The sequence below is a fragment of the Kribbella sp. genome (assembly GCF_035687465.1).
Classification (GTDB): Bacteria; Actinomycetota; Actinomycetes; order Propionibacteriales; family Kribbellaceae; genus Kribbella.
Genome location: NZ_DASRXP010000217.1, coordinates 1 through 25697, shown reverse-complemented (window position 1 = coordinate 25697; position 25697 = coordinate 1). Strand labels below are relative to the sequence as shown.

Below are 25697 nucleotides of genomic sequence, written 5' to 3'. Positions count from 1 at the left end.
CCGCTGTCAAGGGGACAACCAGGTGAGGGGAGGGCGGATGGCAAGACCAACCATCGCCGACATCGCGGACAAGGCCGGCGTCTCGAAGGGGGCGGTCTCGTTCGCCCTGAACGGGCGTCCCGGGGTCAGCGACGCGACCCGCGCCAGGATCCTGGCGATCGCCGAGCAGATGAGCTGGCGACCGCACAGCGCCGCCCGCGCTCTCGGTGCGTCCCGGGTCGACTCCGTCGGCCTGGTGATCGCCCGGCCGGCTCGCACCCTGGGGGTCGAACCGTTCTTCGCCCATCTGTTCTCCGGCTTGCAGTCCGGCTTGTCGGCGCAGTCGATCTCGCTGCAGTTGCTGATCGTCGAGGACACCGAGGCCGAGATCGCGGTGTACCGGCGCTGGGCCTCCGAGCACCGGGTGGACGGCGTGATCCTGGTCGACCTGACCGTGCGCGACCCCCGGGTGGACGCGCTCAAGGCGCTTGAGCTGCCCGCGGTGGTGGTCGGCGGCCGGGGCGGGAAGGGCGCGCTGGCGTCGGTCTGGGCCGACGACCGGGACGCGATGCTGTCGATCGTGGAGTACCTGGCCGCGCTCGGTCACCGCCGGATCGCCCACGTCGCCGGGACCCCGAACTTCCAGCACACCCAGCGCCGGATGCGGGCCCTGAAGGATGCCGCGCCGCGGCTCGGGCTGCTCGACGCGCCCTCGCTGCCGACCGACTTCAGCGACGCCGAAGGGGCCGCGATCACCCGCAAACTGCTCTCCCACGCGGTCCGCCCGACCGCGATCGTCTACGACAGCGACGTGATGGCGGTGGCCGGGCTCGGAGTCGCGATGGAGATGGGCGTCTCGGTGCCGGGCGGCCTGTCGATCGTGGCCTTCGACGACTCGATCCTGACCCAGTTGATGCACCCGGCGCTGACCGCACTGTCCCGGGACACCTTCGAGTTCGGCCGGCAGGCGGCCGAGGTACTGCTCGAGGTGATCGCCGATCCCACCGTGACGATCAACCGCCGGACGGCCGACCCCGTCCTCACCGTCCGCGAGTCCACCGCGGCGCCGGCCGTCACAGGCAACACAACCCACGGGGGCACCCGCGAGCTCGCCTGATCATTCGCCCCCTTTTCACCCTTAGGTAAGCGGGTCAGGTACAGGCTGTGGGGAGGGGTGAAAAGGGGGCGAATGATCAGCCGGGTTCGCGGCGCGCCGGCCGGGGAGGTCTTGCCCGTCCCGACTTGGCTGGCGTATTTGGCTAAACCGATTTAGCATCCTCGCATGCTCTTGGATCCCGTCCTGCCGCGGTTCGGCGCGAACTACGTCCCGTCGGCCGGCTGGTTCTACAGCTGGCTCGACTACGACGCAGCGGCCGTCCGCCGCGACCTCGCCGACCTGGCCGCGCTCGGGCTTGACCATGTCCGGGTGTTCCCGATCTGGCCGTGGATCCAGCCGAACCGGGGCATCATCCGGGAGCGCGCGATCTCCGACCTGCTGGACACCATCGACGCCGCCGCCGAGGTGGGGCTCTCTGTCGCGGTCGACCTGATCCAGGGTCACCTGTCGAGCTTCGACTTCCTGCCCTCCTGGGTGCTCACCTGGCACCGGGCCAGCCTGTTCGAGGACCCGATCGTCCGCGACGGCCTGACGGCGTACGCCGAGGCGGTGGCGCGCGCGGTCGCCACCCGGCCGAACGTCTTCGCGATCACCCTCGGGAACGAGGTGAACAACCTGTGGCCCGACAGCACGACCACGCCCGAGTCCTCCACGAGTTGGGCGCAGGACCTGCTGGTCACGGTGAAGAAGGCGGCTCCGGACGTGCTCGCGCTGCACTCGGTGTTCGACGACGCCTGGTACAAGCCCAACCACCCTTTTCTCCCGGTCGACGTGGTCGATCTGGGTGAGCTGAGCACCGTTCACTCGTGGGTTTTCAACGGGGTCTCACGGGTGGACGGCCCGCTCGGCCCGGCCACGCTGACGCATGCGGACTACCTGGTCGAGCTCGCGGTAGCCACCTCGACCGATCCGGACAGACCCGTCTGGCTGCAGGAGATCGGCGTACCGGGGCCTGACATCCCGGTGGACCTGCAGGCGGAGTTCACCCGGCGAACGGTCGAGGCGGTCGTGCACAACCCGGCACTGTTCGGCATCACCTGGTGGTCGTCGCACGACATCGACCGGCGGCTGCTGGACTTCCCGGACCGGGAGTACGACCTCGGCCTGTTCACCGTCGACCACCAGCGCAAACCGGCGGCCGACGCCCTTGCCGAAGTGATCGCCGAGATCCGCTCCACCGGAGTACAGGCTCAGCCAGCGACCACCCTGGTCAGCCCGGTCGACCTCCGCACCGAGCCCCACCGCCGCGCCGAGATCGCCCCGGGCAGCCCCTTCCACCTCTCCTGGGTCGCCGCCCGCGCCCACTCCGCCGTCCGCATCGTCTTCCCCGCCTAACGCGAGTCGATCAGGGTCTGGATGCCGTCGAGGATGCGGGTCAGGCCGAACTCGAGATCGTCGTCGAGGCCGTCCTCGTACTCCTGGTTCGTATAGAGAGCAGTCAGCATCGGGTAGTCGCCGGCAGCCAGTCGCGGGACCAGGAAGGCGCCGACTTCGGCTGACTGGACCGGCGCGGAATCGCTCGCCTCGAGCTGCCGGGCCAGGTTGGCGTAGCTGCGGACGTAGCCGTCGAGCAGCAGCACGCAGCCCAGGTTGTCGTGCTGATTCAGCCCGGTGTCGTCCAGGATCTGCAGCAGTACCTCGACCCAGCTGAGCAGATTCGGAGTCGCCGGCGCACCGCGGATCGGGACGTCCAGCAGCCACGGCCGTTCGGCATAGCGCTCGACCTGGGCATACACCCAGGCCTGCGCCCCCTCGCGCCACCCGTCGGCGGCGAGCTCGGGCGCCCGGCCCCAGGCCGTCTCCGCGACCAGCACGATCAGCTCGTCCTTCGACCTGACATACCGGTACATCGCGTTCGTACTGACGCCCAGGTGCGCCGCGATCTTCTGCAGCGAGATCGCCTCGAACCCCTGGCTGTCGCCGAACGCGATCCCGGTCGCGACGATCTGCTCGACCGTGAAGGCCGCCTTGGGTCCGCGGCGCTGCACGGGGTGTACGCCCCAGGCCAGCGCCAGCCCTGGCGGCAACTGCTCGCGGTCCTGACCCATGCCTCCATCCTTCCGCACCCGGTGCTCTCTGCACAGGAAGGCCTGACACCCCGCGGGTGGGGGACCTAGACCCACCGCGGAAACGGGTTCCAGCGCCCTCCATCGTGAAACTGTTCAGCCCATACAGTGTTTCACATCGGACACCGAGAAACACCGGAGGAAGGAACCCTCATGAACACCCTGAACGCCACCCTCGGCCCCCTGCTGGCACCGGATGAACTGCCGCTGAGCTCCACCGACAAGCAGGCCGCCCACGCCAAGCTCGAGAGCGCTGCCCGCCAGGGTGCGCTGACCGCACGCCAGGCGGCAGACCGGCACGAACAGCTCGACACCGCTCAGGTCCGTGGTGAGCTGCGACAGGTCTTCGCCGGCCTGGAAGACGCCGTACCGCCGTCCGGGCTGACCCTCGCGCTGCGGTTCGCCACGGCCGGCTGGCTGGCGGTCTGCGTCATCCAGTTCGTGATCTGGGTGATTCTGGCGTGTTTCGGCCACTTCGACGGGCCCTGGTGGCTCTGGTCCGACCTCGGGCTGGGTCTGGGCGTCGCGATCCTGTGGTGGACGAACGAGTCGTACCACCGCAGGTCCGTCCTGGACGCGAAGGCGAGCCGATGACCGCTCCTGTCCAGCTCGCGGAAGTCCGCAAGGTGTACGGCACCGGGCCCAGCGCGGTCACCGCGCTGGGCGGTGTCAGCTACTCCTTCACCGAAGGCACCTTCACCGCGGTGATGGGTCCGTCCGGTTCCGGCAAGAGCACGCTGCTGCACTGTGCCGCCGGACTGGACGAGCCCACCGCGGGTGAGGTCCACCTGACCGGCATCCCGTTGCACGGCCTGAACGAGACCGCCCTCACCGAACTCCGCCGGGAACACGTGGCCTTCGTGTTCCAGGCGTTCAACCTGATGCCCGCGCTGACCGTCCGGCAGAACGTGGTCCTCCCGATGACGCTGGCGGGCCGCTTCCCGGACCAGGCCTGGGTGTCCGAGGTGATCCAGCGCGTCGGCCTCGGCGACCGGACCAGGCACCGTCCGGGCGAGCTGTCCGGCGGTCAGCAGCAGCGGGTGGCGATCGCCCGCGCGCTGGCCGGCCGGGCGGCGATCACGTTCGCCGACGAGCCGACCGGTGCCCTGGACACCCAGACCGCGCTCGAAGTCCTGACCCTGCTGCGGGACCAGGCGCGGGCCGCCGGCCAGACGATCGTGATGGTCACCCACGATCCGGTCGCCGCCTCGTACGCCGACAACGTCGTCTTCCTGGTCGACGGCCAGATCGTCTCGGAATCGCCTGCTCCGACAGCCGAGTCGGTTGCCGCCGAACTCGCGAAACTCTCCCGCCTGAAGGTGACGACATGATCCGGTTAGCTCTTTCCAGTCTGCGGTTCCGCACCGCGGCCTTCCTCGCGATCTTCATCGCCGTCGTCCTGGGCAGTTCGCTGATGAGCGCGGCCGGCGGACTGCTCGAGACTGGGCTGCGACTGAACGCGGCGCCACAGCGCCTGGCCGCCGCTCCGATCCTTGTCACCGGCCGTCCCGCCTACCACCCACCGAACGGCTCGGGATCCGTCGCCTACCCCGAACGGCACGGCGTCGACACCGCTCTCGCCAACAAGCTCGCCCGTACGCCGGGCGTAGCGAAGGTGGTTCCTGACGTGTCGTTCCCAGCTGTGGTTGCTCCGGGCAAGGACACGTTGACCGGTCATGGCTGGACCTCGGCCGAGCTCACGCCGTACAAGCTGACGGCCGGTACCGCGCCCGCCGCCGGCCAGGTGGTCCTCGACCGACGTCTGGCCGGTACTGCGAAGCCGGGCGACCGGGTGAACGTGATCGTGCAGGGCGTTCCCCGGGAGTTCGTGCTCGCCGGTGTCGCGACCCCTGGTCAGCGGGTCGACGTACCGTCCGTGTTCTTCTCGACCGTGGACGTCCGGGGAGTGACGTCCAAGATCGACACCATCGGGGTCTTCCCGACGCCTGGTACGTCCGCTCGCGATCTCGCCGAGCGTCTGGAATTGCCGGCTGGCGTCTCGGCCCTGACCGGGGACGAGCGCGGCGCGGCCGAGTTCTCCGGGATCGCGACGAGCCTGCCGCTGATCATTCTGTCGGGTGTCTTCGGCGGCATGGTCGCGGTGGTGATGGCGCTGGTCGTATCCGCCACGATCGGGCTGTCCGTCCGGCAGCGTCGCCGGGAACTCGCCCTGCTCCGGGCTAGCGGAGCCACGCCCGCTCAGGTGCACAAGATGGTGGTCGCCGAGACGATGGTGGTCGCCGTACTCGCCCTGATCGCCGGGCTGCTGCTCGGCCGCACGATGGGGACCTGGATCTTCGGGATGCTGAGCGACAACGGGATCGTGCCGTCCGCGCTGCGGTTCGACCAGGGTCCGCTTCCCTTCGCTGGAGCCGCCCTGCTGACTCTGGTGGTACTTCGCGTGACTGTGGGATTCGCTGCCGGCCGGGCTGCCCGGATCAAGCCGATCCAGGCGCTCACGGAGGCCGCAGTACCGCCGGTCGTGGTCGGCCGGGTCCGCCTGATCATCGGTGCGGTGTTCGCCGTCGCGACGGTGGGGGTCGGCGTCTCGACCATCTTCATGAGCCCGACGAACGCCGCCGCGATCGGTGGGCCGGCTGTCCTCACCGGCTCGATCGCGGTCGCCGTGCTCGGGCCGGTGGTGATCCGGGCGATGCTCACGCCGCGGATCACCGGCTGGCTCGAGCAGCGCGGCGGGACGAGCGGCATGCTAGCGGCGATCAACCTCCGGGTCCGGGCGGTGCAGTTCGCCGCGATCCTGGTGCCGATCATGCTGGCCACGGCGATTGCCCTGGGCAACATCTACTCGCAGACCACCCAGCAGCGGGCGGCGGTCGAGGCGTACACGGACAACCTCTCAGCGGACGTCGTCATCACCAGCACCGCGGGTGGTATCCCGGACGGGCTGTTCGACGCTGTCAGGGGCACGGCAGGTGTCACAGGGGCCTCCGAACTGGTGCGCAGCAAGGGATGGATCGAGGAACCGTTCGACACCACTCACACGAGCGATCCTTGGCCGCTGCTCGGGCTGAACGGGCCCGTCTACAAGGGGAAGGTGCGATCGGGCTCGCTCGATGACCTGACCGGCCAGACGGTCGCATTGCCTCCCGGCGCGGCGAAGAACCTGAAGGTCGGCGTGGGAGACCAGCTCGGCCTCCGTCTCGGCGACGATGCCCTGGTCAAGCTGAAGATCGTCGCGCTGGTCGAAGGGACCTCGGGCTACGAGTCGATCCTGTTGCCCTCGACCTTGCTGGCCGCGCACGCCACCGCCGGCCTGCCGACGCAGATCCTGCTGCGGACCGATGAGCCGAAGGACGTGCTGAAGGCGATCGACCTGCAGCAGTGGCCGGGGGCAACTGTCGGGGAGCGTGACCGGTTGTCCGCCGACTACGACGCCGGGCTCGGGATCGACGCCTGGATCAGCTACCTGCTGGCCGCGATCGCCATCGCCTACACCGCGATCGCCTCGATCAATACGATCGCAGTCGCCGTCCTCGAGCGGCGGCGGGAGTTCGGCCTGCAGCGGCTGACCGGGTCGACCCGAAAGCAGGTATCGAAGATGCTCTACCTGGAGAACCTGGTGATCGCGGCCTTCGGACTCGTGCTGGGAGTGGTCGCCGCGGCCTTCAGTGTGTTCCCGATCGCCATCGCCACCCGAGGCTGGCCGATCCCGTCAGGTCCGATCTGGGTTCTGCTCGGCTGGGTCGCGATCGTCCTGGTCCTGGTCCTGCCCGTCACCGGCATCACCGCCCGCCTCGCGATGCGCACCAAGCCGATGGACGCAGTCAGCTCACCCGCCGGCTGAAGTGATCCAGCCGTAGCCGCCGTCCTCCAGGCGAACCACCTGCAGGCCGGCGGCGAGGCGCCGTACGTCATCTGTCTCCAGTACTCCGGGCGCAGGCCCGGCGACATCGAGAACGATGGCGGCGGCGCCTTCCTGGATCGCGGCAGTGGCTACTAACTGTGACTGCGCCGGCATAGGCCTGGCCTCGGGACTCCACCGGGCCAAACTGTCCGTACTGGTGAAAGCCAGCAGCGCGTTCCGCCCATCCTGCCCCTGCAGCAACGCGACAGCCATGTCGGACGTCTTGTCGTGCGCCAGCCCCTGGTCGTCGTACTCGACCTCGCCGAGCATCGCCACCACCGGCACCAGCAACCGCGCCTTCGTCAGCGCGGCCAGGATCGCGCCCTGATCGCGGCTCAGCAGGGCCGCCGCAAGCGCCGGATCCGCCGTCCCGTCATCGTCATCGAACCCGGTGAAGGCCAGCCGCCGCTCTGGTTGCACCCCCGCATTCTCCTGCACCCGCCCCGATCCGGGCAGTGCGGGTTCCGATTGCCGGGTTTCAGGGTGGTACCAGGGCTGATCCGGGCTTGGTTCCGTGGCGACCTGTGCGAGCCTGGGTATGTGCCTGACTTCAATGATCTGACGCTGCTGCCGTTCTGTGTTGGCCTGACGCTGCTCGGCCTGATCGGCTCGTGGGCCGCCTGGCGGCGCCGCGGGCTCGCTGCCGGGACCCGTGGAGTGGCCTGGTCGTTGCTGCCCGTCTCCCTGTACCTGACCGGGCTGCTCGAGCTGCTCTGGGACGTGGTGAAGTCCGTCAGCAGTTGGGTCGCGCACCTGATCTTCTCCCCCACCGTGTGGGCCGGCGTCGCCCTGTTCGGCGTTTCGGTCGTTCTGTACGTCGTGTCCGGGGTGGCCATGCGCCGCCGCGGCGGCGCAGTACCGGAGAAGGCAGCCAAGCCCAAGACCCCGTCCGCCGCCGTGGGCGAGCTGACCGCGACCGGGCCTGAGCCCGCCAGCGCCGGCAAGCCGGCCGCGAAGCCGGCCAAGGCCGCCAAGGCCCCGAAGGCGGCGAAGGGTCAGGAATCGTCGGAGGAGTTCGACGAGATCGAGGACATCCTGAAGCGCCATGGAATCAACTGACATCCTGACCATCGACAGCCTGCTGGACCACGTCCAGGCGACGCCGGCCAGACTCGGCCGGACCCGGCTGATCAGCATCGACGGTCCCGCCGGCTCCGGCAAGACGACCCTGGCCGCCCGGTTCGCCGCACGCGCCGAGGCCCGCGGCCTGCACACCCTCGTCCTGCACATGGACGACCTGTACGACGGGTGGGACGGCGCCGTCCGCGGATTCGGACTACTCCGGGACCACGTGCTGAAGCGTCTCGCCGACGGCCGGGAGGGCCGCTACCGCCGCTACGACTGGGGCCTCGCGGCCTACGCCGAGTTGCACGTCGTCCCGGTGACGCTCGATCTGCTGATCGTGGAAGGCGTCACGTCGAGTGATCGCGACGCGGATCCCTGGCAGTCGCTGCGGGTCTGGATCGAGACCACCAACGAGGTCCGGCTGGACCGCGGCATCGAACGCGACGGCGAGGCCCTCCGCGACCACTGGCTCGACTGGATGCGCTGGGAGCGCGACCATTTCGCCGGCCAGGGCACGAGGGACCGCGCCAACGTGATCGTCGACGGCAACCCGACCCAGCCTCACGACCAGCAGACCGAACTCCTCACCAAGGCGGTCAACCTCTCCCCCGACAGCTCAGCCGCCTCCTGACACCCAGTACTCCGCGCGGGGCGAATGGAAGCAGCCGTTGGGCAGGCCAACTGCTTCCATTCGCCGGTCCGGTGGATCAGCGGTGCGGGCGGCGGTGTATTGCGGACTTGCCCGGGCTTCGGTTGTCGGCACCGCGGTTCGGTACTGCGCCTGGGGGGACTGGGGTGCCCCAGTAGTCGCGGCCGCCGTTCGGGGTCTTGCCGTCGATCGTCAGCCCCGTTCCGGTCTCGATCACCTTGCCGCTGGTGATGGCAGGTGATCCCGGTGCCAGCTTGTAACCGTCGAGTGACGGCGCGACATAGTCGCCACCCGCAGGAGTATTTGTCGTCCCGGTGCCGGGCGCGACGAGCTTCGGGTCAGTCGTCACCAAGTTGGCGTCCAAGGTGGTTTCACCGGTGGTGTGCACTCCGAAGATGGTGTTGCTGTCGAACTTCATGTTCTGCATCCACAAGCCCTGGTCCTGGTAGTTCCAGGTTCCCGCGCTCTGCAGGTAGAAGATGTTGTTGTAGAACGACACCGATGTCGGATACGTCTTGCTCCAGGCCCAGAAGTTGATCGGCTGCGCGTTGATGCCGGGTCCCTGGTAGAGCGTGTTGTTGTAGATCAGCGTGCCATCGGAGTACCCGCTGAACATGAAGGTACGAGCCTTGTCGTTCTGGCTGATGTTGTACCGGACGACGCCGTCCTGACTGGTGACTCCGCTGCCCGGACCGCTGGCCTTGCTCCCCTGGCCGGGTGAGCACACGAGCATGAACCCGCCGTCGTTGTCGTGGGAGTAGTTGTACTGGTAGATCGTGCCCGTCTGGCCGTAGTCGAGGTCGTACCCCTGCCCGTCCTGCGTGGTCTTCCCGCCGAACGCCTCGTTGAACTGGAAGACGGTGTGGTCCGCGTTCCAGGCCCAGATCCCCGCGCTCGCGCCTCCGCTGCGCTGGTTGAACCCGTCGACCGTGTTCCGCTCGACCAGAGCCCGCTCGGTCACCTGCGGCAGGATGCCGTCGCCGGCCACGTTCTTGACGTAGTTGTTGCGGATGACAACGTTCTTGCTCGGGTACCAGGGCGACCACCTTTTGGCGACGGGGTCCTCGAGGTTGCCGGTGTTGTCGATGTCGGCCCGCAGGTTCTGCCGGGAGTTGGTGACGATCCCTTGCCGGTTGGTGTTGCGGACGTAGTTGCCCTCGACCAGGACGCCGTCGAAGTTCGACGGGGTGCTCACGTCGGCACGCTTGAGCATGACGGTGTAGATGATGCCCGCACCGCCCCAATACGTCTTCTGCGATCTGCTGCCCAGCACGTCATGGACCTCGTTGTTCTGCACCGAGATCGAGCGCAGGGTTCCCGCGTTGTCGTTCATCACCAGGATGCCGCTGCGCAGCTTCGTGTCCCCGTTCGGATCCGTGAACCCCTCGGCGTGGTTGCTGACGTCGAGATCGCGGATCGTCCAGTACTGCTGGTTGTACAGGTACACGGAGGTGTTGAAGGACTGGGTGTAGTCGATGACGTGGCTGTCGACCCCCTTGACCAGGTCCAGGGTATTCAGGCTGGTCTCGTCGTCCGCGGCATTGAGGATCGGGCGAAGAGTGGCGTCCCCGTACTTGCCCAGGGTGATCGGCGCTCCCGGCGCCCCGCTCCCTCTCGGCTGCAAGGTCGTGCCGGTCCAGGTGTCGCCGCCCTTGAGCAGGATCTTGTCGCCTGGTTTGAACGTGCTGGCGTTGAGCTTCGCGAACGACTTCCAGGCCGTCGTCGGCGAACGGCCGTCGTTCGTGTCGGAGCCACCGGAGCTGGAGACGTAGTACGTCATGTTACCTGGGGAGGTGATCCCCTGCGCCGGCGTGACCTCGTACAGGTGGATGTTGTCGAGAAAGCCATGCCCCGCCGTGCTGTTGTTCTGGGCAAGGATCCCGACCGCGGAGTGCGTGGCGTCGGTCTTGAACCGCAGTTCGACTCGTGTCCAGGTCTGCGAGAACGCGTACTTCTTCTCGCTCTCCACGACACCGGAATGCTGCGAGTCGAAGTACCGCAGGCCGATGGAGAACTTGTCGGCTGCGCTGTCCGCCCGGATCGAGCCGGTGACGACGTACTCCTGGTTCGTCTTCAGGCCGGTGATGAGCTGGGACAGGCTGGATCCGGTCGGGAAGTCGGCGAAGTGCGTTCCCTCGGTGGCCAGACCCGGGCCGGTGCTGCTCGACCGGACGACCACCAGGTTCGCCGGGTATTGGACCCACGGGTCGACGGTCGCCGCCTCGAAGCTCCCGTTGGTCGCGAGGTCCGGTGGGGCGGTCGCCGCGTGAGCTGGTGATGCCCTCCAGGTCGGTGCTGTCACCACCAGGGCGGCAGCCACGAGTACTGCGAGGAGTCGGCGATGCCTGCGAGTCGGATGAAGGTGGGCGGATGGTGTTTTCACTGGTTCCTCCACATCGTCGTGCAAGGGGTCAGGGCAGGAGATCTCTCAGTCGCGGGCTGACCACGACCTCGGCCGCGGTCGTGAGGGAGTCGAGGTACCGCTGGAACTGCTCGTCTGTGAAGCGTTGGGTGATCTCCTCGCGAACCTGCTGGAAGGTCTTGTAGCCCGCGGACTTCCGGCTGATACACCGAGCGAGGAGTGCTCCACCCTCGGTGTCGCCGACCACCGGCCCGGTCTGTCCCGGCTTCAACCGCACGGCGACTTCATAGAGAGCGGACCGGTACTTCGAGTAGGTGTAGGCGTTCTGGTCATCGATCGTGATGGTCTGCACGGGGGCTGACGGGCGAACCAGGGCGAGCGAGATGGTGTCGACCTTCTTGGCGTACTGCTCCTTGCGCTGGTCGTAGAACGCCCGGAGGTCGCTCTCGCTCGGAGCGATCCGCTTCTCGGCGACCAGAGCTTGCTGAAGCGAGTGCTGCAGACTGCTCTCGAGATACGAGAGATAGGTCGACGGCTGGTACTGCGAGACGCCGTAGACCGCCTTGCCGTCCTGGATCGCCTGTTCGTTGCTGCTGTTCTTGCGCTGCACGTCGGAGAGGAAGCCGGCGTAGTCGACGTACCCGATCAGACCTCGCTGCTGGGCCTGCTGTTGCACGACCTTGAAGCGAACGACACCCGTCACCAGGGACTGCAGGCCGACGTCCGTGGTCAGGTCGATCGAGTGTGCGTCGGCATAAGTCTTCAGCTCCTCAGGCGTGACGACCTGCCCGCCCACCACCAGCGCCTGCTCCTGGCCGGCCCCGCCACGGTCCGTACTGCGGCCGCAGGCGGCCGTCATCATCGCCACCGTCACGGCGACGACCACGAGCAGAGCCCGGCCTCTCGTCATCCCTTGCTACCGCCTTCCGCGAGTCCCGCGATGAACGAGCGTTGGTTGAAGAGGAACACCACGAGCACCGGCAGGGTGATGAGGATCGCGCCGGCCATCAGGGCGCCGTACTGGACGTTGCCGGTCGAGTTGAACTGCACGAGCGCGAGTTGGACGGTGTAGTTCTTGCTCGAAGACGTGGTGACGAGCGGCCAGAGGAAGTCGTCCCAGGTGCCCGTGAACGAGAAGATCGCCACGATCGCGATCAACGGTCGGGCGAGCGGCAGGTGGATGCGGGTGAAGATCCGGAGCTCGCTCGCCCCGTCCACCCGGGCGGCCTCTGCCAGTTCTGGTGGCATGCCGAGGAAGTACTGACGGGCCAGGAACACGTTCATCGCTCCGACCAGGTGCGGGATCGTCACGGCCGGCAACGTGTCGAGCAGCCCGTTGCCACCGTGGCCGAGGATGTCGTTGCCGCCGGCAAGCGGGAACGACTTCGTCATCAGGAACAGCGGAATCAGCGTCACCGACACCGGGATCGCCGTCGTGGCGATGATCACCACGAACAGGATCCTGCTGCCGGTGAACGGAAGCCGGGCGAAGGCGTAGCCGGCCAGCGGTGCGACCAGGCAGTTGACCACGACCGCCGCCAGCGCGACGAGCAGTGAGTTGCCGAGGGCACGGACCAGTCCCACTTGGGTCAGCGCCGCCTGGAAGTTCGCCAGCGTCGGGTTCTGCGGAATGAGGCCGACCGAGCCGAAGGCGCGGTCGGCGGGAGTGAAGGCGATGGACACCATCCACGCGAACGGCACCAGCACGAGCACCGTGGCCGCCGCGATGAGGGCGTAGCGGCTCCACCCCGCGCGGAACGACAGCGAGACACCTGGCGTCCCGCCGCGGCGACCGACCGGCGTCATCCTCGCCTCCCGGTGATACCGCGGGTGGAGAGCAGCGCGAAGCCCGCGACGAAGGCGAACAGGACGAAGGCCATCGCCGAGGCCGAGCCGAACTGGTTGTACTGGAAGGCCGTCGTGTAGATGAGGTAGTTCACGGTCGTGGTCGAGCCGAGCGGACCGCCTTGGGTCAGCACGTAGATCTCGGCGAAGCTCTGCGCCAGATAGATGATGTCCATGGCAACGACGAACACCAGGGTCGGTCGCAAGCCCGGCAGCGTGACATAGCGGAAGCGCTGCCACGCCGTGGCGCCGTCCACCGTTGCTGCTTCATACCGTTCCTCCGGAATGCTCTGCAGTCCGGCGAGGATGAGCACCATGTTGGAGCCGAGCGCCTTCCAGACGCGCATCGCGGCAGCGGCGGCCAGTGCGGTGTTCTCGTTGTGCAGCAGGTCCTGGGCGGGCAGCCCGAGCCCGGTCAGCACCTCGTTGAACAGGCCGTTCTGGGAGTACATCCAGAGCCAGATCATCGAGACCGCGGTCAAGGACACGATGTTCGGGATGTAGAGGGCGGCTCGCACCACGCCCACACCCCGGAAGGGCCGGTTGACCAGCAGCGCCAGGGCTGTCGCGATGACGATGGTGGCAGGTAGCACCATCAGCACGAAGAGACCGGTGACGCCCAGCGCCTTGCCGAACTCGCTCGAGTGCAGCAGCGCCGTGTAGTTGTCCAGACCGATCCACTGCGGCCCGCTACGGCGGAGAGGGTTGTATTGCGTGAAGCTGATCCGCAGCCCGTAGAGGACCGGGAACAGGCTGAAGACGATGATGTACACGACCGCGGGACTGACCATGGCGAGCCCCGCCAACTGGGTGCGGGTCCAGCGCCGCCGCCGTACCGGTGGTGACGGCAGCGCTGTAACCCCTGGTGTCGACCGGCTCACTGGCTCTTCTTGAGCACGTCGTTCACGTCCGACGCCATCGACTTCAGCACGTCCTGGGGCGACGCCTTGCGGTTGAGAGCCACCTCGAGGTTGGCGTCCATCTTGTCGCGCGCCTGGACCCAGCCCGCGACGTTGGGGTTGGGGACGAACTCGGGCGCCGCCTTGACCACCGCGGTGAGCACCGGCGACGAGGTGACGTACGCCGAGGACGCGGCAGAACCGCGTACCGGGATCCCCCCGAAGGACTGGACGTACTGCGAGTTCACGTCCTTGCCGACCATGAAGTCGATGAACTTCCAGCCCAGCTCCTTGGCCTTGGAGTCAGCATTGATCATCAGGCCGGGTCCGGCCCCGCCGAACGCGGCACCGTGGTCCGCGCCCTCGAACTTCAGCGGCGGGATGATGCCGATGTGCTTGCCGGGGTAGGCCTTGACGACCTTCTGTACTCCGTTGGCGGCCAGCAGGGTGATCGACGCGGTACCCAGCACGAGTGGCTGCTGTGCGGGAGGGTTGGCGGAGAAGCTGGTGCCAAGGCCAGTTGCAACGGCGTCGGGACCGTTGAAGAGACTGACGTAGTAGTCGAGCGCTTTCTGCCCCTGCGGCGAGTCGAACGACGCGGTCTTCGCCGACGTGTCGATCAGCGAACCACCGGCCGACGCGATCAGCGTGGCGAAGGACTGTTCACGCCCGATCGGGTCGGTCGCCAGCAGCAGCCCGGAGCGGGTGATCTTGCCCGAGCCGTCCCGGACGGTGAGCTTCTTCGCGTCCTCCCGCAACTGCTCCCACGTACTCGGAGGGTTCTCCGGGTCGAGACCGGCCGCCTTGAAGTCGTCCTTGTTGTAGGCGAGCACCCAGCCCTGCATCTGCAACGGCATCAGGTACTGCTTGCCGTCGACCTGTCCACCAGGCAGGGCGGCGGCAAGATCGTCGCGATCGGCCTGGCTCATGGCGTCGACGTCGGCCTGCAGTGGTTCGAGCCTGTCGTTGACGACCAGGTCCGCGACCGCCGCCGGGCCATGGCCGAAGACATCCGGCGCAGTGCCGGCGGCGAACGCGGCCGCGAGCTTGTTGCTCAGGTTCGCGTAGTCCACGTAGGTGACGTCGACCTTGGCGCCGGTGCTCTTCTCGAACTGCGGGACCAGGGAATCCTTCACCAGGGCGGACTCCGCCGGGTCCGTGCCCGGGAACCATACGGTCAGCTGGCCGCCGGACGTGTCACCAGATGTTTCACCCGCGCCGCCGCCTGATGAGCAGGCGGCGACCAGCGCGAGCGCGACACAACACGCCGCGACGCGCAGGGAGCGGAAATCGGCCATCGTTTCTCCTCGATCTGTGTGCGGCGGCTGGTGCCGCCGCGGAAGTCAGTTGCGAACTGTCCTGGCGTAGTCGGGCCAGGACAGATGGAAGCCCAGGTCGTTCGTGAGCAGGCGCTGGAAGTCGGTGAGCCGCTGCTCGTCGGCGCGAATGGCTCGCGGCACGACGTTCGCGTCGAGCGCGAAGGCCGCGGCCGCGCCGGCCGCCTCGCCGATGGTCCACTCGACCGGGTGCAGCCGGTAACACCCGTTGGTGATGTGCGTGGTACCGATGTTCTTCGCGCCGGCGAGCAGGTTCTCGACCCGCTCCGGGATGAGTGCCCCGAGCGGGATCTGGAAGGGGTAGCTGGAGATGTCGACGTACGTGCGGGGCTTCCCCTCGGCGCCGGTCGACGGGTGCAGGTCGATCCGGTACGACCCCACCCCGACCGAGTCGCCGAACACCTCGGCGCCGTCGGGCAGACCGGCCAGCCCCCGGGCCTCGACCCCCAGGTGCTCCTCGACCACTCGGGTCTCGGCGAGGATCCGGCGGGACTCACGGATGTAGGGACGCATCGCCAGACCATCCGCCGTTCCGGTGATGTCGGGCCGCGGGCGAAGGCCCGGATAGCCGGTTCCACCGTCGAAACGGGGCGCCTCGGTCTGCATCCAGTGCAGGAAGGAGAGCGACTGCTCCTTCGCGGCCAGCTCGTGGCGGGCGCGTTCCTGCGCGCTCACTCCCAGTAGAGGGCCGAGGAAGTAGTCGACCTGGGGCCAGTTCACGACGGTGACGTCGGACTCGTAACGCCCTTGCGGATAGTGCCCGACGGACATGATCCGACGGAAGTTCCACCGATCGCGGGCGACCCCGCCGCGCGCCGATCGGCCGTCCGCGAGCAGTCCCTCGGTGCGGGTCTCGAGCGTGGTGGGCAGGACGTCGGTCCAGCTGAAGAGCGGTCCCGGCCAGAAGTCGGGCGTGTACGAACGCCAGAAGTCGTAGTTCGCCGGCCGGTCGATCGTGTGATCCTCACCAGGCAGGTAGTCGAGCGCGAAGCACCAGGTGATGGCCTGCTGGTCCAAGGGCGCCGCCGGGCCGTCGACAGCGTGCAGCTCGCCGGTGTCCTTCCCCGACTCCGCGCCGATGACATGCTCGACCCCGGCCAACTCGAGGAGGTCGCCCAGTTCCGTCGCGTCGATGAAGTACGGCGCGGTGACGATGTCGCGGTCACCCGTGGTCCGGTTCTCGAGGGTGACCGCGAGAACGCGGTCCCCGTCGGTGTCCGCGGCCGTGGGCACGGCCTGCTTGAGGATGACGAGCTGCCGATCGACCTGGTAGGCAGCGAGCATCTCGTCGATCACGGCCACCGCGACGCGCGGCTCGTGGGTGAGAACGCTGACCGACCCGGCTCCGGGATTCAGCCGTGGGTCCTCCGCCGCCTCGGGCCGGAGCGGGTAGTTCCGCCGGTAGTGGTCGCGGATCCGGTCCCGGAAAGCGCCATAGCTGCGGGTGCGCCCGATCGCCTCCACCCAGGGGTGCTCGTCGGGTGGAACGAGCTGGCTGGTCGACTGGCCGCCGAGCCAGTCCGACTCCTCGGTCAGCACCACCCGCCGTCCCGCGGCGAGCACGGCCAGGGCCGCTGCCACGCCCCCCAGCCCGCCGCCGATGACCGCCACGTCAGCCTTGTACTCCGTCACTCGTACTCCTTCTGCAGGTGTCTCCGGCCGATGATAGTGGCGCATTACGTATTGCGGTCAAGGCCCAGAACCCGACCAGTTGCGGCACTGCGGGTGAATGCGGGTAGCCTCTCGGTCTAAAGAGGTCGGCTGCGGAGGTGAGGGGATGACTTCGTCGGCGCCGTCCGGCCCGGGCAGCGGGGCCCGTCGCCCGACCCAGGCCGATGTGGCCAAGCACGCGGGCGTGTCGGTCGGCATCGTCTCGTCGGTGATCAACGACCGCCAGTACGGCAACATCCGGATCAGTGACCGGACCCGCCTGCGGGTCCTGGACTCGATCCGGGAGCTGGGCTACTCCCCCAACATCGCCGCCAGGAACCTGGCCCGCGGCGCGAACAAGCTGCTCGGTGTCTTCAGCTGGCAGCGACTGTTCCCGCTGCTGCAGGAGGACTTCTTCTACGAGTTCCTGGTCGGGATCGAGGAGGCGGCCGAGGACTCGGGCTACAACCTGCTGATGCTCTGCGCCGCGAAGGACGAGAGCGGGGCACGGTCGCTGTTCCCCACCGGGGCGAACGGCCTCCAGCTCGCCGACGGAGGGATCCTGCTCGGCTGGGACGAGAAGGTCGAGCAGATCCGCCGGCTGCAGTCGGAGAACTACCCGTTCGTCTTCGTCGGCGAACGGCGCATCGACGGCGTCGAGGCGTCCTGGGCCGGCGCGGACTACGTCGACATCACCGCCTCGATCGTGGACCGCCTCGCCGCACTGGGACACAGCACCATCGGCCTGATCACCCAGGGAGTCACCCCGGACGAGCCGGTGCCCGGCCGACGGGCCGGTTTCGCGCAGGGAGCCGCGGGAAACCCCCGGCTGGTCGCGCACACGGCCGCGCTCGGTGGATCGGCCGACGCGGCACCGACCGTCCTCGCCGACGAGCGCGAGGTGCTGCGCTGGCTTCGCGAGACCGGCGTGACCGGGCTCGTGGTGGAGAGCTCAGGAGCGGCCGTCGCGATCCGCGAGGCGGCGGCTGCCGAGGGGATGTCGGTCCCGTCCGACTTCTCCCTGGTCGGGCTCAGCGGAACTCCGGAGGTCCCGGGCGTCGCCGACCTGACCGAGTTGTCGATCCCGCGCCGCGAGATGGGCCGTGAGGCGGTCGCGCTCCTCGTTCGGCTGCTGCGCGATCCTGCCCGCACCCCACTGCACACCACACTCTCGTGTTCGCTGCGTGAGGCCGGAACCCTGGACATCCCACCCGCCCGCTCCGGGCGTCCGGCAGGATTGGACCTATGAGAATTCTGCCGTCCGGGGAGCAGTGGGGAATTCGTGCCGGAGAGTACGCCGGCACCGTGGTGAGTGTCGGCGGTGGGCTGCGCGGGCTCGCGTACGGCGAGCGCGAGGTGGTCGTGGGGTACGGGGAGGACGAGGCGGCGCGGGCGGGGATCGGGCAGCACATGTTCCCGTGGCCGAACCGGATCACGGATGGCAAGTACACCTTCGCCGGCGTCGAGCAGCAGCTGTACCTGACCGAGCCGGCCCGGCTGAACGCGATCCACGGGCTGACCCGGTGGGCCAACTGGGAGCGCGTCGACGACGGGATCGACGAGTCGGTGGTCGAGGTGGCGCACCGGTTGCACGGGCAGCCGGGGTATCCGCACCAACTGGAGCTGTCCATCCGCTACCAGCTCGACGCCGACTCCGGGTTGGCAGTCACCGCGACGGCGAAGAACGTCGGCGCGGGCGATGCGCCGTACGGGTATGGGACGCATCCCTATCTCACCGTCGGGCGGAAGATCGACGAGTGCGAGCTGGAGTTCAGCGCGCAGAGCTGGCTCGAGGTGACGCCGGATCGGCTGGCGCCGGTGGGACTCAGTCCGGTGGAGGGATCGCAGTACGACTTCGGCAAGGCGCGGAAGATCCAGGATCTCGACATCGACAACGCGTTCACCGGACTGCCCGCGACGTGGTTGGTCACCCTGACCGATCCGGAGAGCGGGAACAGGGCGGTGCTCAGCAGCGATACGCCGTGGATGCAGCTCTATACGGCGAATGCGATCGGCCGCGTCGGGCTCGCGGTCGAGCCGATGACGTGCCCACCGGACGCCTACCGCAGCGGCGACCACCTGGTCGTGCTGAAGCCCGGCGACGAGCACAGCACGACCTTCAGGGTCAGCGTCTAGCCGGCGCCGTGGGTGCGGGCGACGGTGGCGAGCTCTTTCGCGGCGCGGCTGGCACGGGCTCCCTCGGAGGCCTGAACCGCGAGGACGCCGAGGCGGTTGCCTTCGGCATCGAAGAGCTGGAGCCACGGATCGCCCGCGCGGAAGCGGAGCGCCTTCACCTCGGCCCAGCCGTAGCGGTAGGACTTGAAGACGTTCCGCACCCGCAGGCCGTCGTCGTACGCCGTGACCCGGACAGTCGCCATCCGGTAGAGGATCCAGAGCACGGCACCGAAGAACGCCAGCAGCGTGAGCCGCTGGAACAGGCTGAAGGTGTCCCGCGACTCACCCGGCAGCCGGAACCAGATCACCCCGAAGATCGCGATCAGCGACAACCCCATCGCGCACGACATCATCGCCACGATCCACGGGTGAAAGGTCCACAGCGCCTTGGCGGTCATCGCGGACTCAGATCCGGCAGGCGTGGATGTCGGTGGTCAGGATCGCCCGGCCGCCGATGTCCCACAGCTGGTCCATGATCCGCTGCGCTTCGGCCCGGGGCACCATCACGCGGACGGCGACCCAGCCTTCCCGATGAAGCGGCGAGACCGTCGGCGACTCCAGGCCGGGGGCGATCGCGTTCGCCGCCTCCACCGCCTCGGCGCGGATGTCGTAGTCCATCATCACGTAGTTGCGCGCGACCAGGACGCCTTCCAGCCGGCGGACCAGCTGCTCCAGCCCGGCCGGCTGCTCCACGCCGTGGCGCTTGATCAGCACCGCCTCGGACCTGACGATCGGCTCGCCGAACACCTCGAGCCCGGCCTGGCGCAACGTCGTACCGGTCTCGACGACGTCTGCGATCACGTCCGCGACGCCGAGCTGGACCGCGGACTCGACAGCGCCGTCCAGCCGGACCACGGAGGCCTTGACCCCGTGCTCGGCCAGGTGATCGCCGAGGATCCCGGCGAACGAGGTCGCGATCCGTTTGCCTTCCAGGTCCTTCACCGACTCCGCGAGACCGGGCCGCCCGGCGAACCGGAAGGTCGAGCCGCCGAAGCCGAGTTCCATGATGGTGTCGGCGTCGGCGTGCGAGTCCAGCACCAGGTCGCGCCCCGAGATCCCGACGTCGAGCGTGCCCTCGCCGACGTACACGGCGATGTCGCGCGGGCGCAGGTAGTAGAACTCGACGCCGTTGTCCGGGTCGGTCAGGGACAGGTCTTTGGTGCTCCGGCGCTGCCGGTAGCCGGCCTCGCTCAGGATTTCGGTGGCGGCCTCGCTCAGCGAGCCCTTGTTCGGTACTGCGACGCGCAGCATGGCAATGGCCAATCTGTGAGATGTGAACCGGTGATCTGTAAGTCGCTCCTACAGATGTCGGTACACGTCGTCGAGGCTCAGGCCGAGCGCGTGCATCATCACCTGCGCGTGGTAGAGCAGCTGGCTCAGCTCCTCCGCGGCCCGCTCCTTGCCCTCGTACTCGGCGGCCATCCAGGTCTCGGCGGCCTCCTCGACCAGCTTCTTGCCGATCGCGTGCACGCCGGCGTCCAGCGCGGCCACCGTGCCGGAGCCCTCCGGTCGGGTCAGCGCCTTCTCGCCCAGCTCGGCGAAGAGTTCGTCAAAGGTCTTCATCGCCCGCCCAGCCTAGAGGTCGGCCGGTGAGCGGTCGCGCTCAGGTCTCGGTGGCCGGACTTTCGCCGGCGGCCTCCTGGGACGCGGCAGCCAGCCGGCGCGGCGCCGAGTGAGCGTCGACGTACCAGGCGTGACGCTCGCCGAGCAGCATCACGCCCGAGTCCGGGACCACCGCGACGACCGAGTCGGGCGCATGGTTTCCCCCCACGAAGCGGAGGTCCACCCCGGTCCTGTACGGGCAAGACGACCCCAGGGGTCAGGCGGGCTTTCGCCGCAGTGGCTGAGGTTGTCTTGCCCGTGCATGGCCCTCGCCGCTGTGGCCGAGGCTGACTTGCCCGTGCGCGACGACCTCGACGTCGTCCCACTCGCAGGCGCCCCAGGTGTGATCCCAGTGGTGATGGGTGTAGACGAGCCAGCGCGGCACCGGCAGCCCCTGGTCGGCGATCGCGCGCTGGATCTCCCGCGCATGCGCCGGACTGTTGCCCGCGTCGATCACCACGCTGCCACGGTCATCCGCGATCACCGAGACCGAAGCTCTGACCGCGTCCGGGTCGGGATCATGCGGATAAATCCAGACCCGGCCGTTGACGTGCTGCAACTTCTCGACCATCTGCCCGACGATAGTCGGCATGCAGAAGCCCGCGAGAATCCGCGACCTGGGGATCATCCCCGGCACCCTGCCCACCGGCCCGCTCAACGCGATCACCGACGTACCGGGCGTCCGGGTCGGCCACACAACCATCGACAACGGCGCCGACCTACACACCGGCGTAACAGCAATCGTCCCAACCGCCCTGGGCGGCGGGGAGCGAGGCGTGACGGCGATCGTCCCTGCAGCCGCGGGCGGCGCGGACCAGGCCGCCGCCCCGGGAGGCGGGCGGCAGGCCACCCTGCCGGCAGCAGTTGCCGTAGGCAACGGATACGGGAAGCTGGTGGGCTCCACGCAGATTGACGAGCTGGGCGTGCTCGAGACCCCGATCCTGCTGACCGGGACCTTGTCAGTGTTCCGCGTCGCCGACGCCTTGCTGACCTACCTGCTCGACCTCGATCCAGCGGCGACCAGCCTCAACCCGGTGGTCGGCGAGACCAACGACGGCTTCCTCTCCGACATCCGCCGCCGCCCGATCACCCCCGACCACGTCTTCCACGCGCTCTCATCAGCCTCAACCGGCCTCCCCGCGGAGGGCTGCGTCGGCGCGGGCACCGGCACAGCCGCCCTCGACTTCAAAGCAGGCATCGGTACTTCGTCCCGCGTGGTCCCGGGTGACGCGGGCGCCGGGACCGTCGGCGCGCTGGTGCAGTCCAACTTCTCCGGCATCCTGACAGTCCTCGGTAACCCGATCCCGGCGGACTCCGTCGGAGAGCCAGGCGGCAACTCCTGCATGATCGTGGTGGCGACGGATCTGCCCCTGGATGCGAGGCAACTGGGCCGCGTCGCGCGACGCGCGGTCTTCGCGATGGGCCGCGTCGGCTCGGACTTCGCCCCGGGAAGCGGTGACTACGCAATCGCCTTCGCCACCAACTCGGACCGACCGCCGCTGCCCGAGCGGGACCTCCGCCCGGTATTCCAGGCCGCCATGGAGTCAGTCGAAGAGGCCCTCCTCAACTCGCTCACGATGGCCCACACCATCACCGGCTTCCGCGGCAACACCCGTCACGCCGTCTCCCACGAGACCCTGCTGAGGACCGTCAGCACCCGCCCCTGAGTCACCGAACCTCAGCCACGGGGCGGATCGCGCCGGCGATCCCAGTACGACGTTGCGCCGTACGGGCGATCGTGGCTCCGACCAACGAGCCGAACGCCAGCACTGCCGCGACGGTGCGGATCGCATGGGCGACCTGCCAGTGATCACGCACACTCGCCCAATCCGACGGCGGAGTCTGCACCGACCAGTCGGCCTGATCGCCGTTGATCGGCAGGTTGACCGCCAACGTGGTGGCGAACACCACCACCAGCAAGGCGAACGCCGCCAGCACCAGCCACCGGTCGTTGCCTCTGGCCCTCATCGTGAACACAACGACGATCAGCGTGCTGACCAGCGCCGGGATCAACGTCACTGAAGCCAGCGTGTCGAGTGAGTCGAGTTCGACCTGGCGCACCTGGGTGTAGACCGCGGCTCCGTAGTCCCGCAAGGACAACTCGAGGACGAGCACCCCGAGCAGGAAGCCGGCGAACAGCCCGGAGAACAAGAGGCTCACCCAACGGACGAAGGTGGGCATCAGTAGGCCACGCCGACGGGCTGGTTCAGCATCGCCGGGGTGTCGAGGGCGGCCAGCATCAGGTGGGCGGCGTCGGCCCGGGAGATGGAGTAGCCGCGGGCGACATTGCCGCCGATGGCGATCCGGTACTCGCCCGTCTCCGGCTTGTCGTTCAGTTTCGGCGGCCGGATGATCGTCCACTCGAGCCCGCTGGCCATGATGTCGGACTCCATCACCCGCAGATCGGCGTACACGTCGGCGACGAAGGCGCTGAAGAACGGCAGGATGATCCGCCGGTTGAGGAAACTGTCGCCCTCCGGAACCGGTCCGAGCGGTGCCGCGCTGACCGCGACGATGCGCCGGACCCCGGCCGCGGACATCGCGGCGAGGATCGAGCGGGTGCTGTCCGTGGCGACCGGGCCGTCCTTGCGACCCCGCGCGCCGACCCCGGAGATGACCGCCGAACTGCCGTCCAGCGCGGGCCGCAGCACCTCGGCGTCGGTCAGGCCCGACACCCGCAACACCTCCAGCGACGGGTGCTCGAGGTCGAACCGCGAAGACTCGCGCACCACCGCCGACACCTTGTGGTCGGCCGCCAGTGCCTGCCGCACCACCTCGCCGCCGATCCTGCCCGTCGCCCCGAAAACCGTGATCTTCATCCGGTACCGTCCTTCATGTCAGCTGCAACTCATATAGTATGGGAATCATAATATATGGAACCAAGAGAACCTAACGACCTCCGTCAGCGCCGTCGTGCCGGTACTGCGATCAAGGCCGCGCTGCGCGACCTTCGGGTCGAGCTCGCCCTGCTGAACCACCAGATCGGCGGCAAGCTGGCGTTGAAGGACATCGACCTGGACTGCTTGGACGTGCTCGCCCAGAACGGTCCGCTGACGCCGAGCGCCCTCGCGCGCCAGGTCGGCCTGCATCCGGCGACCCTGACCGGCATCCTCGACCGGCTGGAACGCGGCGGCTGGGTCGCCCGGGATCGACACTCGGCCGACCGGCGCAGCGTCAGCATCAGGGTGCTGCCGGATCGGAATCGGGAGGTGTACCGCCTCTACAGCGGCATGAACAGCGCCATGGACGAGGTCTGCGCCGGCTACACCGCGGCGGAACTCGAGCTGATCACGGGCTTCCTCCAGCGCAGCGCCGACGCCGGTCGCTCGTCCGTCGGCAAGCTGGGTCAGGACTCGTAGCGCTCGATGATGGTGCGGGCGAGGCGGGTCAGTTCGGCCCGCAGCTCAGGAGGTTCCAGTACTTCGAGGTCGCCGGCGAAGCGGATCAGTTGGGTGGCCGCGTTGGGGACGGACTCGATCGGGACCTCGACCGTGATGCTGCCGTCGTCGGCCGGCTCCGCTTTGGCGTCAGTGATTGCCTTGAGCAACAAGGGCGCGGAGAGATCGGCCAACTGTCGGACGAGTGACGGCGCGATCCGGACCAGCGCGTGCCCGGTGAACCGGCGTACCTCGAACTGGTCGAGATGCTGCTGCCAGTACTTCGGCAGGTCGAACCCGGCAGTCCGGGTGAAGGTCTCCTCGGTCGCGGTCAGGTCGAGGATGTTGGAGACCCGATAGGTCCGGATCTCGCTGCCGGAGGACGAAGCCGCGACGTACCAGCTGCCGTTCTTGAGGACGAGTCCGTACGGCGAGAGGGTGCGCTCGACTTCGCGCGGCGCCTCCCAGCGGCGGTAGAGCACCTTGATCCGGCGGTCGTGCAGTACTGCCTCGGCGATCGCGGCGAGGTGGGGTGAGTCCTCGGCGTCGCGGTACCAGGCCGGCATGTCGAGGTGGAAGCGGTTCTTCAGCCGGCCGGCCCGATCACGTTGGTCGGGTGCTAGCGCTGCCAGGAGTTTCAGCTCTGCTCCGCTGGTCTGCTCGGTCAGCCCGAGCGCCGCGGCCGGACCGGGCATGCCGACCATGAACAACGCGGCCGCCTCCTGCTCGGTGAGGCCGGTCAGCTTGGTGCGATAGCCGTCGACCAGCCGGTATCCCCCTGCCCGCCCCTGGTCGGCGTACACGGGAACGCCAGCGGCGGCGAGCGCCTCGACGTCGCGGTAGATGGTCCGCAGCGACACCTCCAGCTCATCGGCCAGCTCGCGCGCGGTCAGCTGCCTGCGGGTCTGGAGCAGCAGGAGGATCGAGAGCAAGCGGCTTGAACGCATGGTTCGAGACTAGTTCTAAACACTGCCATTCGGTGTCAGGTTTCAACGACAAGCTCTGGTCATGAGCAAACTGACCAACGATTTCGACTTCCTGACCGGGCACTTCGACGTCGTGAACCGCGTCTTGACAGCATCCGGTGAGTGGGAGGAGTACGTCGGCACCTGTAGCGGGCGGACTCACCACGACGGAGCCGTGAGCATCGACGAATCACGATTCCCGAGCAAGGCGTCGTACGGGCTATCGCTCCGGCTCTTCGACCCGGCCGCGAAGGAGTGGACGGTCTACTGGGTGAACAGCAGGACCGGGCAGCTTCAGCCGCCGGTGCGCGGCGCCTGGGCCGACGGGAGCTGCACGCTGTTCGGCGTGGACCTCGTTGACGGCCAAGAGATTCCGGTCCGGCTTACCTGGTCGGACATCACCGCGGAGACGGCGCACTGGGAGCAGGCGTACTCCGTGGCCGGCGAGTGGCAGGTGAACTGGACGATGGATCTGACCCGGCGAGTCAGCGAACCGCCTTTGCTGGACATCCCGAAGGTGACCGGCGACTTCGACTTCTTCGTCGGCGAGTGGGACGTGCGGCACCGGCAGTTGTTGTCGCCGCTGACCGGTAGCGACGAGTGGACCTCGTATCCCGGGACGTCCACCTGCTACACGTTGTTCAACGGTGCCGTCTGCGTGGACGAAACCTTCTTCCCCACCAAGGATTTCGACGGCCTGACCGTACGGCTGTATGACGTCGAGGCGGGATCTTGGGCGATCTA

Annotated in this window: 28 protein-coding genes; 12 read left to right on the top strand and 16 right to left on the bottom strand. The window is 68.2% G+C overall.

The window, feature by feature from the left end:
* Positions 1–37 precede the first annotated feature (37 nt).
* Positions 38–1096: a LacI family DNA-binding transcriptional regulator gene (locus VFG33_RS11040; protein WP_325025181.1), complete on the top strand. Its 1059-nt coding sequence runs from the start codon at positions 38–40 to the stop codon at positions 1094–1096.
* A gap of 165 nt (positions 1097–1261) precedes the next feature.
* Complete coding sequence (locus tag VFG33_RS11035; RefSeq protein WP_325025179.1) at positions 1262–2431, top strand: glycoside hydrolase 5 family protein; 1170 nt, start codon at positions 1262–1264, stop codon at positions 2429–2431.
* Here VFG33_RS11035 and VFG33_RS11030 read toward each other — a convergent pair.
* Positions 2428–3144: a TetR/AcrR family transcriptional regulator gene (locus tag VFG33_RS11030; RefSeq protein ID WP_325025177.1), complete on the bottom strand. Its 717-nt coding sequence runs from the start codon at positions 3142–3144 to the stop codon at positions 2428–2430. The two genes, VFG33_RS11035 and VFG33_RS11030, sit on opposite strands and share 4 nt — an antisense overlap.
* Before the next feature lie 171 nt (positions 3145–3315).
* Here VFG33_RS11030 and VFG33_RS11025 point away from each other — a divergent pair, with 171 nt between their 5' ends.
* From VFG33_RS11025 to VFG33_RS11015, 3 genes are read left to right on the top strand one after another with little or no spacing between them, the layout of a single operon-like run.
* Positions 3316–3756 carry a hypothetical protein gene (locus tag VFG33_RS11025; protein WP_325025175.1) on the top strand — a complete coding sequence of 147 codons (441 nt, stop codon included), beginning with the start codon at positions 3316–3318 and terminating at the stop codon, positions 3754–3756.
* Positions 3753–4493 (top strand): ABC transporter ATP-binding protein, encoded by a 741-nt coding sequence (locus tag VFG33_RS11020; protein ID WP_325025173.1) that lies wholly within the window; start codon positions 3753–3755, stop codon positions 4491–4493. The genes VFG33_RS11025 and VFG33_RS11020 overlap by 4 nt, the downstream gene beginning before the upstream one ends.
* The gene (locus VFG33_RS11015; protein ID WP_325025171.1) at positions 4490–6967 is read left to right on the top strand and encodes an FtsX-like permease family protein; all 2478 of its coding nucleotides are present in this window, start codon (positions 4490–4492) and stop codon (positions 6965–6967) included. The genes VFG33_RS11020 and VFG33_RS11015 overlap by 4 nt, the downstream gene beginning before the upstream one ends.
* On the opposite strand, the gene VFG33_RS11010 is transcribed toward VFG33_RS11015, so the two are convergent.
* Positions 6953–7447, bottom strand: coding sequence for an SseB family protein (locus VFG33_RS11010; protein WP_325025169.1), 495 nt, complete (start codon positions 7445–7447; stop codon positions 6953–6955). The genes VFG33_RS11015 and VFG33_RS11010 overlap by 15 nt on opposite strands.
* 120 nt (positions 7448–7567) lie before the next feature.
* On the opposite strand from VFG33_RS11010, the gene VFG33_RS11005 reads away from it, so the two are divergent.
* Together VFG33_RS11005 and VFG33_RS11000 are read left to right on the top strand one after the other, a co-directional pair.
* On the top strand, positions 7568–8086 hold the full coding sequence (locus tag VFG33_RS11005; RefSeq protein ID WP_325025167.1) for a hypothetical protein: 519 nt from the start codon (positions 7568–7570) through the stop codon (positions 8084–8086).
* Positions 8073–8723 (top strand): uridine kinase family protein, encoded by a 651-nt coding sequence (locus VFG33_RS11000; protein WP_325025164.1) that lies wholly within the window; start codon positions 8073–8075, stop codon positions 8721–8723. Before VFG33_RS11005 ends, VFG33_RS11000 begins: the two co-directional genes overlap by 14 nt.
* Before the next feature lie 76 nt (positions 8724–8799).
* On the opposite strand, the gene VFG33_RS10995 is transcribed toward VFG33_RS11000, so the two are convergent.
* Genes VFG33_RS10995 through VFG33_RS10970 form a run of 6 tightly spaced genes read right to left on the bottom strand, consistent with a single transcriptional unit; the run spans position 8800 to position 16816 of the window.
* Positions 8800–11124, bottom strand: coding sequence for a carbohydrate binding domain-containing protein (locus VFG33_RS10995; RefSeq protein ID WP_325025162.1), 2325 nt, complete (start codon positions 11122–11124; stop codon positions 8800–8802).
* A gap of 28 nt (positions 11125–11152) precedes the next feature.
* On the bottom strand, positions 11153–12013 hold the full coding sequence (locus VFG33_RS10990) for a peptidylprolyl isomerase (RefSeq protein WP_325025160.1): 861 nt from the start codon (positions 12011–12013) through the stop codon (positions 11153–11155).
* Complete coding sequence (locus tag VFG33_RS10985) at positions 12010–12909, bottom strand: carbohydrate ABC transporter permease (protein ID WP_325025158.1); 900 nt, start codon at positions 12907–12909, stop codon at positions 12010–12012. The genes VFG33_RS10990 and VFG33_RS10985 overlap by 4 nt, the downstream gene beginning before the upstream one ends.
* A complete protein-coding gene (locus VFG33_RS10980) occupies positions 12906–13829 on the bottom strand; it encodes a carbohydrate ABC transporter permease (RefSeq protein WP_325025156.1) in 924 nt (307 codons plus the stop codon). The genes VFG33_RS10985 and VFG33_RS10980 overlap by 4 nt, the downstream gene beginning before the upstream one ends.
* On the bottom strand, positions 13826–15145 hold the full coding sequence (locus VFG33_RS10975; protein WP_325025154.1) for an extracellular solute-binding protein: 1320 nt from the start codon (positions 15143–15145) through the stop codon (positions 13826–13828). The genes VFG33_RS10980 and VFG33_RS10975 overlap by 4 nt, the downstream gene beginning before the upstream one ends.
* A gap of 45 nt (positions 15146–15190) precedes the next feature.
* Positions 15191–16816, bottom strand: coding sequence for an FAD-dependent oxidoreductase (locus tag VFG33_RS10970; RefSeq protein ID WP_325025152.1), 1626 nt, complete (start codon positions 16814–16816; stop codon positions 15191–15193).
* Positions 16817–16961: 145 nt separating this feature from the next.
* Here VFG33_RS10970 and VFG33_RS10965 point away from each other — a divergent pair, with 145 nt between their 5' ends.
* The gene (locus VFG33_RS10965; RefSeq protein ID WP_325025150.1) at positions 16962–18083 is read left to right on the top strand and encodes a LacI family DNA-binding transcriptional regulator; all 1122 of its coding nucleotides are present in this window, start codon (positions 16962–16964) and stop codon (positions 18081–18083) included.
* A complete protein-coding gene (locus VFG33_RS10960) occupies positions 18080–18970 on the top strand; it encodes an aldose 1-epimerase family protein (protein ID WP_325025148.1) in 891 nt (296 codons plus the stop codon). The genes VFG33_RS10965 and VFG33_RS10960 overlap by 4 nt, the downstream gene beginning before the upstream one ends.
* Here the strand turns inward: VFG33_RS10960 and VFG33_RS10955 are convergent.
* Genes VFG33_RS10955 through VFG33_RS10935 form a run of 5 tightly spaced genes read right to left on the bottom strand, consistent with a single transcriptional unit; the run spans position 18967 to position 21182 of the window.
* A complete protein-coding gene (locus VFG33_RS10955; protein WP_325025146.1) occupies positions 18967–19407 on the bottom strand; it encodes a PH domain-containing protein in 441 nt (146 codons plus the stop codon). The genes VFG33_RS10960 and VFG33_RS10955 overlap by 4 nt on opposite strands.
* A 7-nt stretch (positions 19408–19414) precedes the next feature.
* Complete coding sequence (hisG, locus tag VFG33_RS10950; protein ID WP_325025143.1) at positions 19415–20260, bottom strand: ATP phosphoribosyltransferase; 846 nt, start codon at positions 20258–20260, stop codon at positions 19415–19417.
* Between the two features lie 48 nt (positions 20261–20308).
* Positions 20309–20572, bottom strand: coding sequence for a phosphoribosyl-ATP diphosphatase (locus VFG33_RS10945; RefSeq protein WP_325025142.1), 264 nt, complete (start codon positions 20570–20572; stop codon positions 20309–20311).
* A 40-nt stretch (positions 20573–20612) separates the two neighbouring features.
* Complete coding sequence (locus tag VFG33_RS10940; protein WP_325025140.1) at positions 20613–20795, bottom strand: hypothetical protein; 183 nt, start codon at positions 20793–20795, stop codon at positions 20613–20615.
* 33 nt (positions 20796–20828) lie between these two features.
* A complete protein-coding gene (locus VFG33_RS10935) occupies positions 20829–21182 on the bottom strand; it encodes an MBL fold metallo-hydrolase (protein WP_325025138.1) in 354 nt (117 codons plus the stop codon).
* A gap of 19 nt (positions 21183–21201) precedes the next feature.
* On the opposite strand from VFG33_RS10935, the gene VFG33_RS10930 reads away from it, so the two are divergent.
* Complete coding sequence (locus VFG33_RS10930; protein ID WP_325025136.1) at positions 21202–22278, top strand: P1 family peptidase; 1077 nt, start codon at positions 21202–21204, stop codon at positions 22276–22278.
* 1 nt (position 22279) lies between these two features.
* Here the strand turns inward: VFG33_RS10930 and VFG33_RS10925 are convergent, their stop codons facing one another.
* Together VFG33_RS10925 and VFG33_RS10920 are read right to left on the bottom strand one after the other, a co-directional pair.
* Positions 22280–22771, bottom strand: a complete 492-nt coding sequence (locus VFG33_RS10925; RefSeq protein ID WP_325025135.1) for an anthrone oxygenase family protein — start codon at positions 22769–22771, stop codon at positions 22280–22282.
* A 20-nt stretch (positions 22772–22791) separates the two neighbouring features.
* Positions 22792–23430 (bottom strand): NAD(P)-dependent oxidoreductase, encoded by a 639-nt coding sequence (locus tag VFG33_RS10920; protein WP_325025133.1) that lies wholly within the window; start codon positions 23428–23430, stop codon positions 22792–22794.
* A 54-nt stretch (positions 23431–23484) separates the two neighbouring features.
* Between VFG33_RS10920 and VFG33_RS10915 the strand changes: the two genes are divergently transcribed.
* A complete protein-coding gene (locus VFG33_RS10915) occupies positions 23485–23970 on the top strand; it encodes a MarR family transcriptional regulator (RefSeq protein WP_325025131.1) in 486 nt (161 codons plus the stop codon).
* Here the strand turns inward: VFG33_RS10915 and VFG33_RS10910 are convergent.
* A complete protein-coding gene (locus VFG33_RS10910; protein ID WP_325025129.1) occupies positions 23958–24935 on the bottom strand; it encodes a helix-turn-helix transcriptional regulator in 978 nt (325 codons plus the stop codon). The two genes, VFG33_RS10915 and VFG33_RS10910, sit on opposite strands and share 13 nt — an antisense overlap.
* Positions 24936–24996: 61 nt before the next feature.
* Here VFG33_RS10910 and VFG33_RS10905 point away from each other — a divergent pair.
* On the top strand, positions 24997–25697 hold a 701-nt coding region (locus tag VFG33_RS10905), incomplete at its 3' end, for a hypothetical protein (RefSeq protein WP_325025127.1).

Coding starts and splice junctions, on each gene's coding strand:
- hisG (WP_325025143.1), bottom strand. CDS start 20,260: ATGCTGCGCGTCGCAGTACCGAACAAGGGCTCGCTGAGCGAGGCCGCC.
- VFG33_RS10935 (WP_325025138.1), bottom strand. CDS start 21,182: ATGGTCGAGAAGTTGCAGCACGTCAACGGCCGGGTCTGGATTTATCCG.
- VFG33_RS10930 (WP_325025136.1), top strand. CDS start 21,202: ATGCAGAAGCCCGCGAGAATCCGCGACCTGGGGATCATCCCCGGCACC.
- VFG33_RS10915 (WP_325025131.1), top strand. CDS start 23,485: ATGGAACCAAGAGAACCTAACGACCTCCGTCAGCGCCGTCGTGCCGGT.
- VFG33_RS10985 (WP_325025158.1), bottom strand. CDS start 12,909: ATGACGCCGGTCGGTCGCCGCGGCGGGACGCCAGGTGTCTCGCTGTCG.
- VFG33_RS11015 (WP_325025171.1), top strand. CDS start 4,490: ATGATCCGGTTAGCTCTTTCCAGTCTGCGGTTCCGCACCGCGGCCTTC.
- VFG33_RS10920 (WP_325025133.1), bottom strand. CDS start 23,430: ATGAAGATCACGGTTTTCGGGGCGACGGGCAGGATCGGCGGCGAGGTG.
- VFG33_RS10965 (WP_325025150.1), top strand. CDS start 16,962: ATGACTTCGTCGGCGCCGTCCGGCCCGGGCAGCGGGGCCCGTCGCCCG.
- VFG33_RS10975 (WP_325025154.1), bottom strand. CDS start 15,145: ATGGCCGATTTCCGCTCCCTGCGCGTCGCGGCGTGTTGTGTCGCGCTC.
- VFG33_RS11000 (WP_325025164.1), top strand. CDS start 8,073: ATGGAATCAACTGACATCCTGACCATCGACAGCCTGCTGGACCACGTC.
- VFG33_RS11030 (WP_325025177.1), bottom strand. CDS start 3,144: ATGGGTCAGGACCGCGAGCAGTTGCCGCCAGGGCTGGCGCTGGCCTGG.
- VFG33_RS10910 (WP_325025129.1), bottom strand. CDS start 24,935: ATGCGTTCAAGCCGCTTGCTCTCGATCCTCCTGCTGCTCCAGACCCGC.
- VFG33_RS10960 (WP_325025148.1), top strand. CDS start 18,080: ATGAGAATTCTGCCGTCCGGGGAGCAGTGGGGAATTCGTGCCGGAGAG.
- VFG33_RS11035 (WP_325025179.1), top strand. CDS start 1,262: ATGCTCTTGGATCCCGTCCTGCCGCGGTTCGGCGCGAACTACGTCCCG.
- VFG33_RS10945 (WP_325025142.1), bottom strand. CDS start 20,572: ATGAAGACCTTTGACGAACTCTTCGCCGAGCTGGGCGAGAAGGCGCTG.
- VFG33_RS11020 (WP_325025173.1), top strand. CDS start 3,753: ATGACCGCTCCTGTCCAGCTCGCGGAAGTCCGCAAGGTGTACGGCACC.
- VFG33_RS11025 (WP_325025175.1), top strand. CDS start 3,316: ATGAACACCCTGAACGCCACCCTCGGCCCCCTGCTGGCACCGGATGAA.
- VFG33_RS10955 (WP_325025146.1), bottom strand. CDS start 19,407: ATGACCGCCAAGGCGCTGTGGACCTTTCACCCGTGGATCGTGGCGATG.
- VFG33_RS11040 (WP_325025181.1), top strand. CDS start 38: ATGGCAAGACCAACCATCGCCGACATCGCGGACAAGGCCGGCGTCTCG.
- VFG33_RS10990 (WP_325025160.1), bottom strand. CDS start 12,013: ATGACGAGAGGCCGGGCTCTGCTCGTGGTCGTCGCCGTGACGGTGGCG.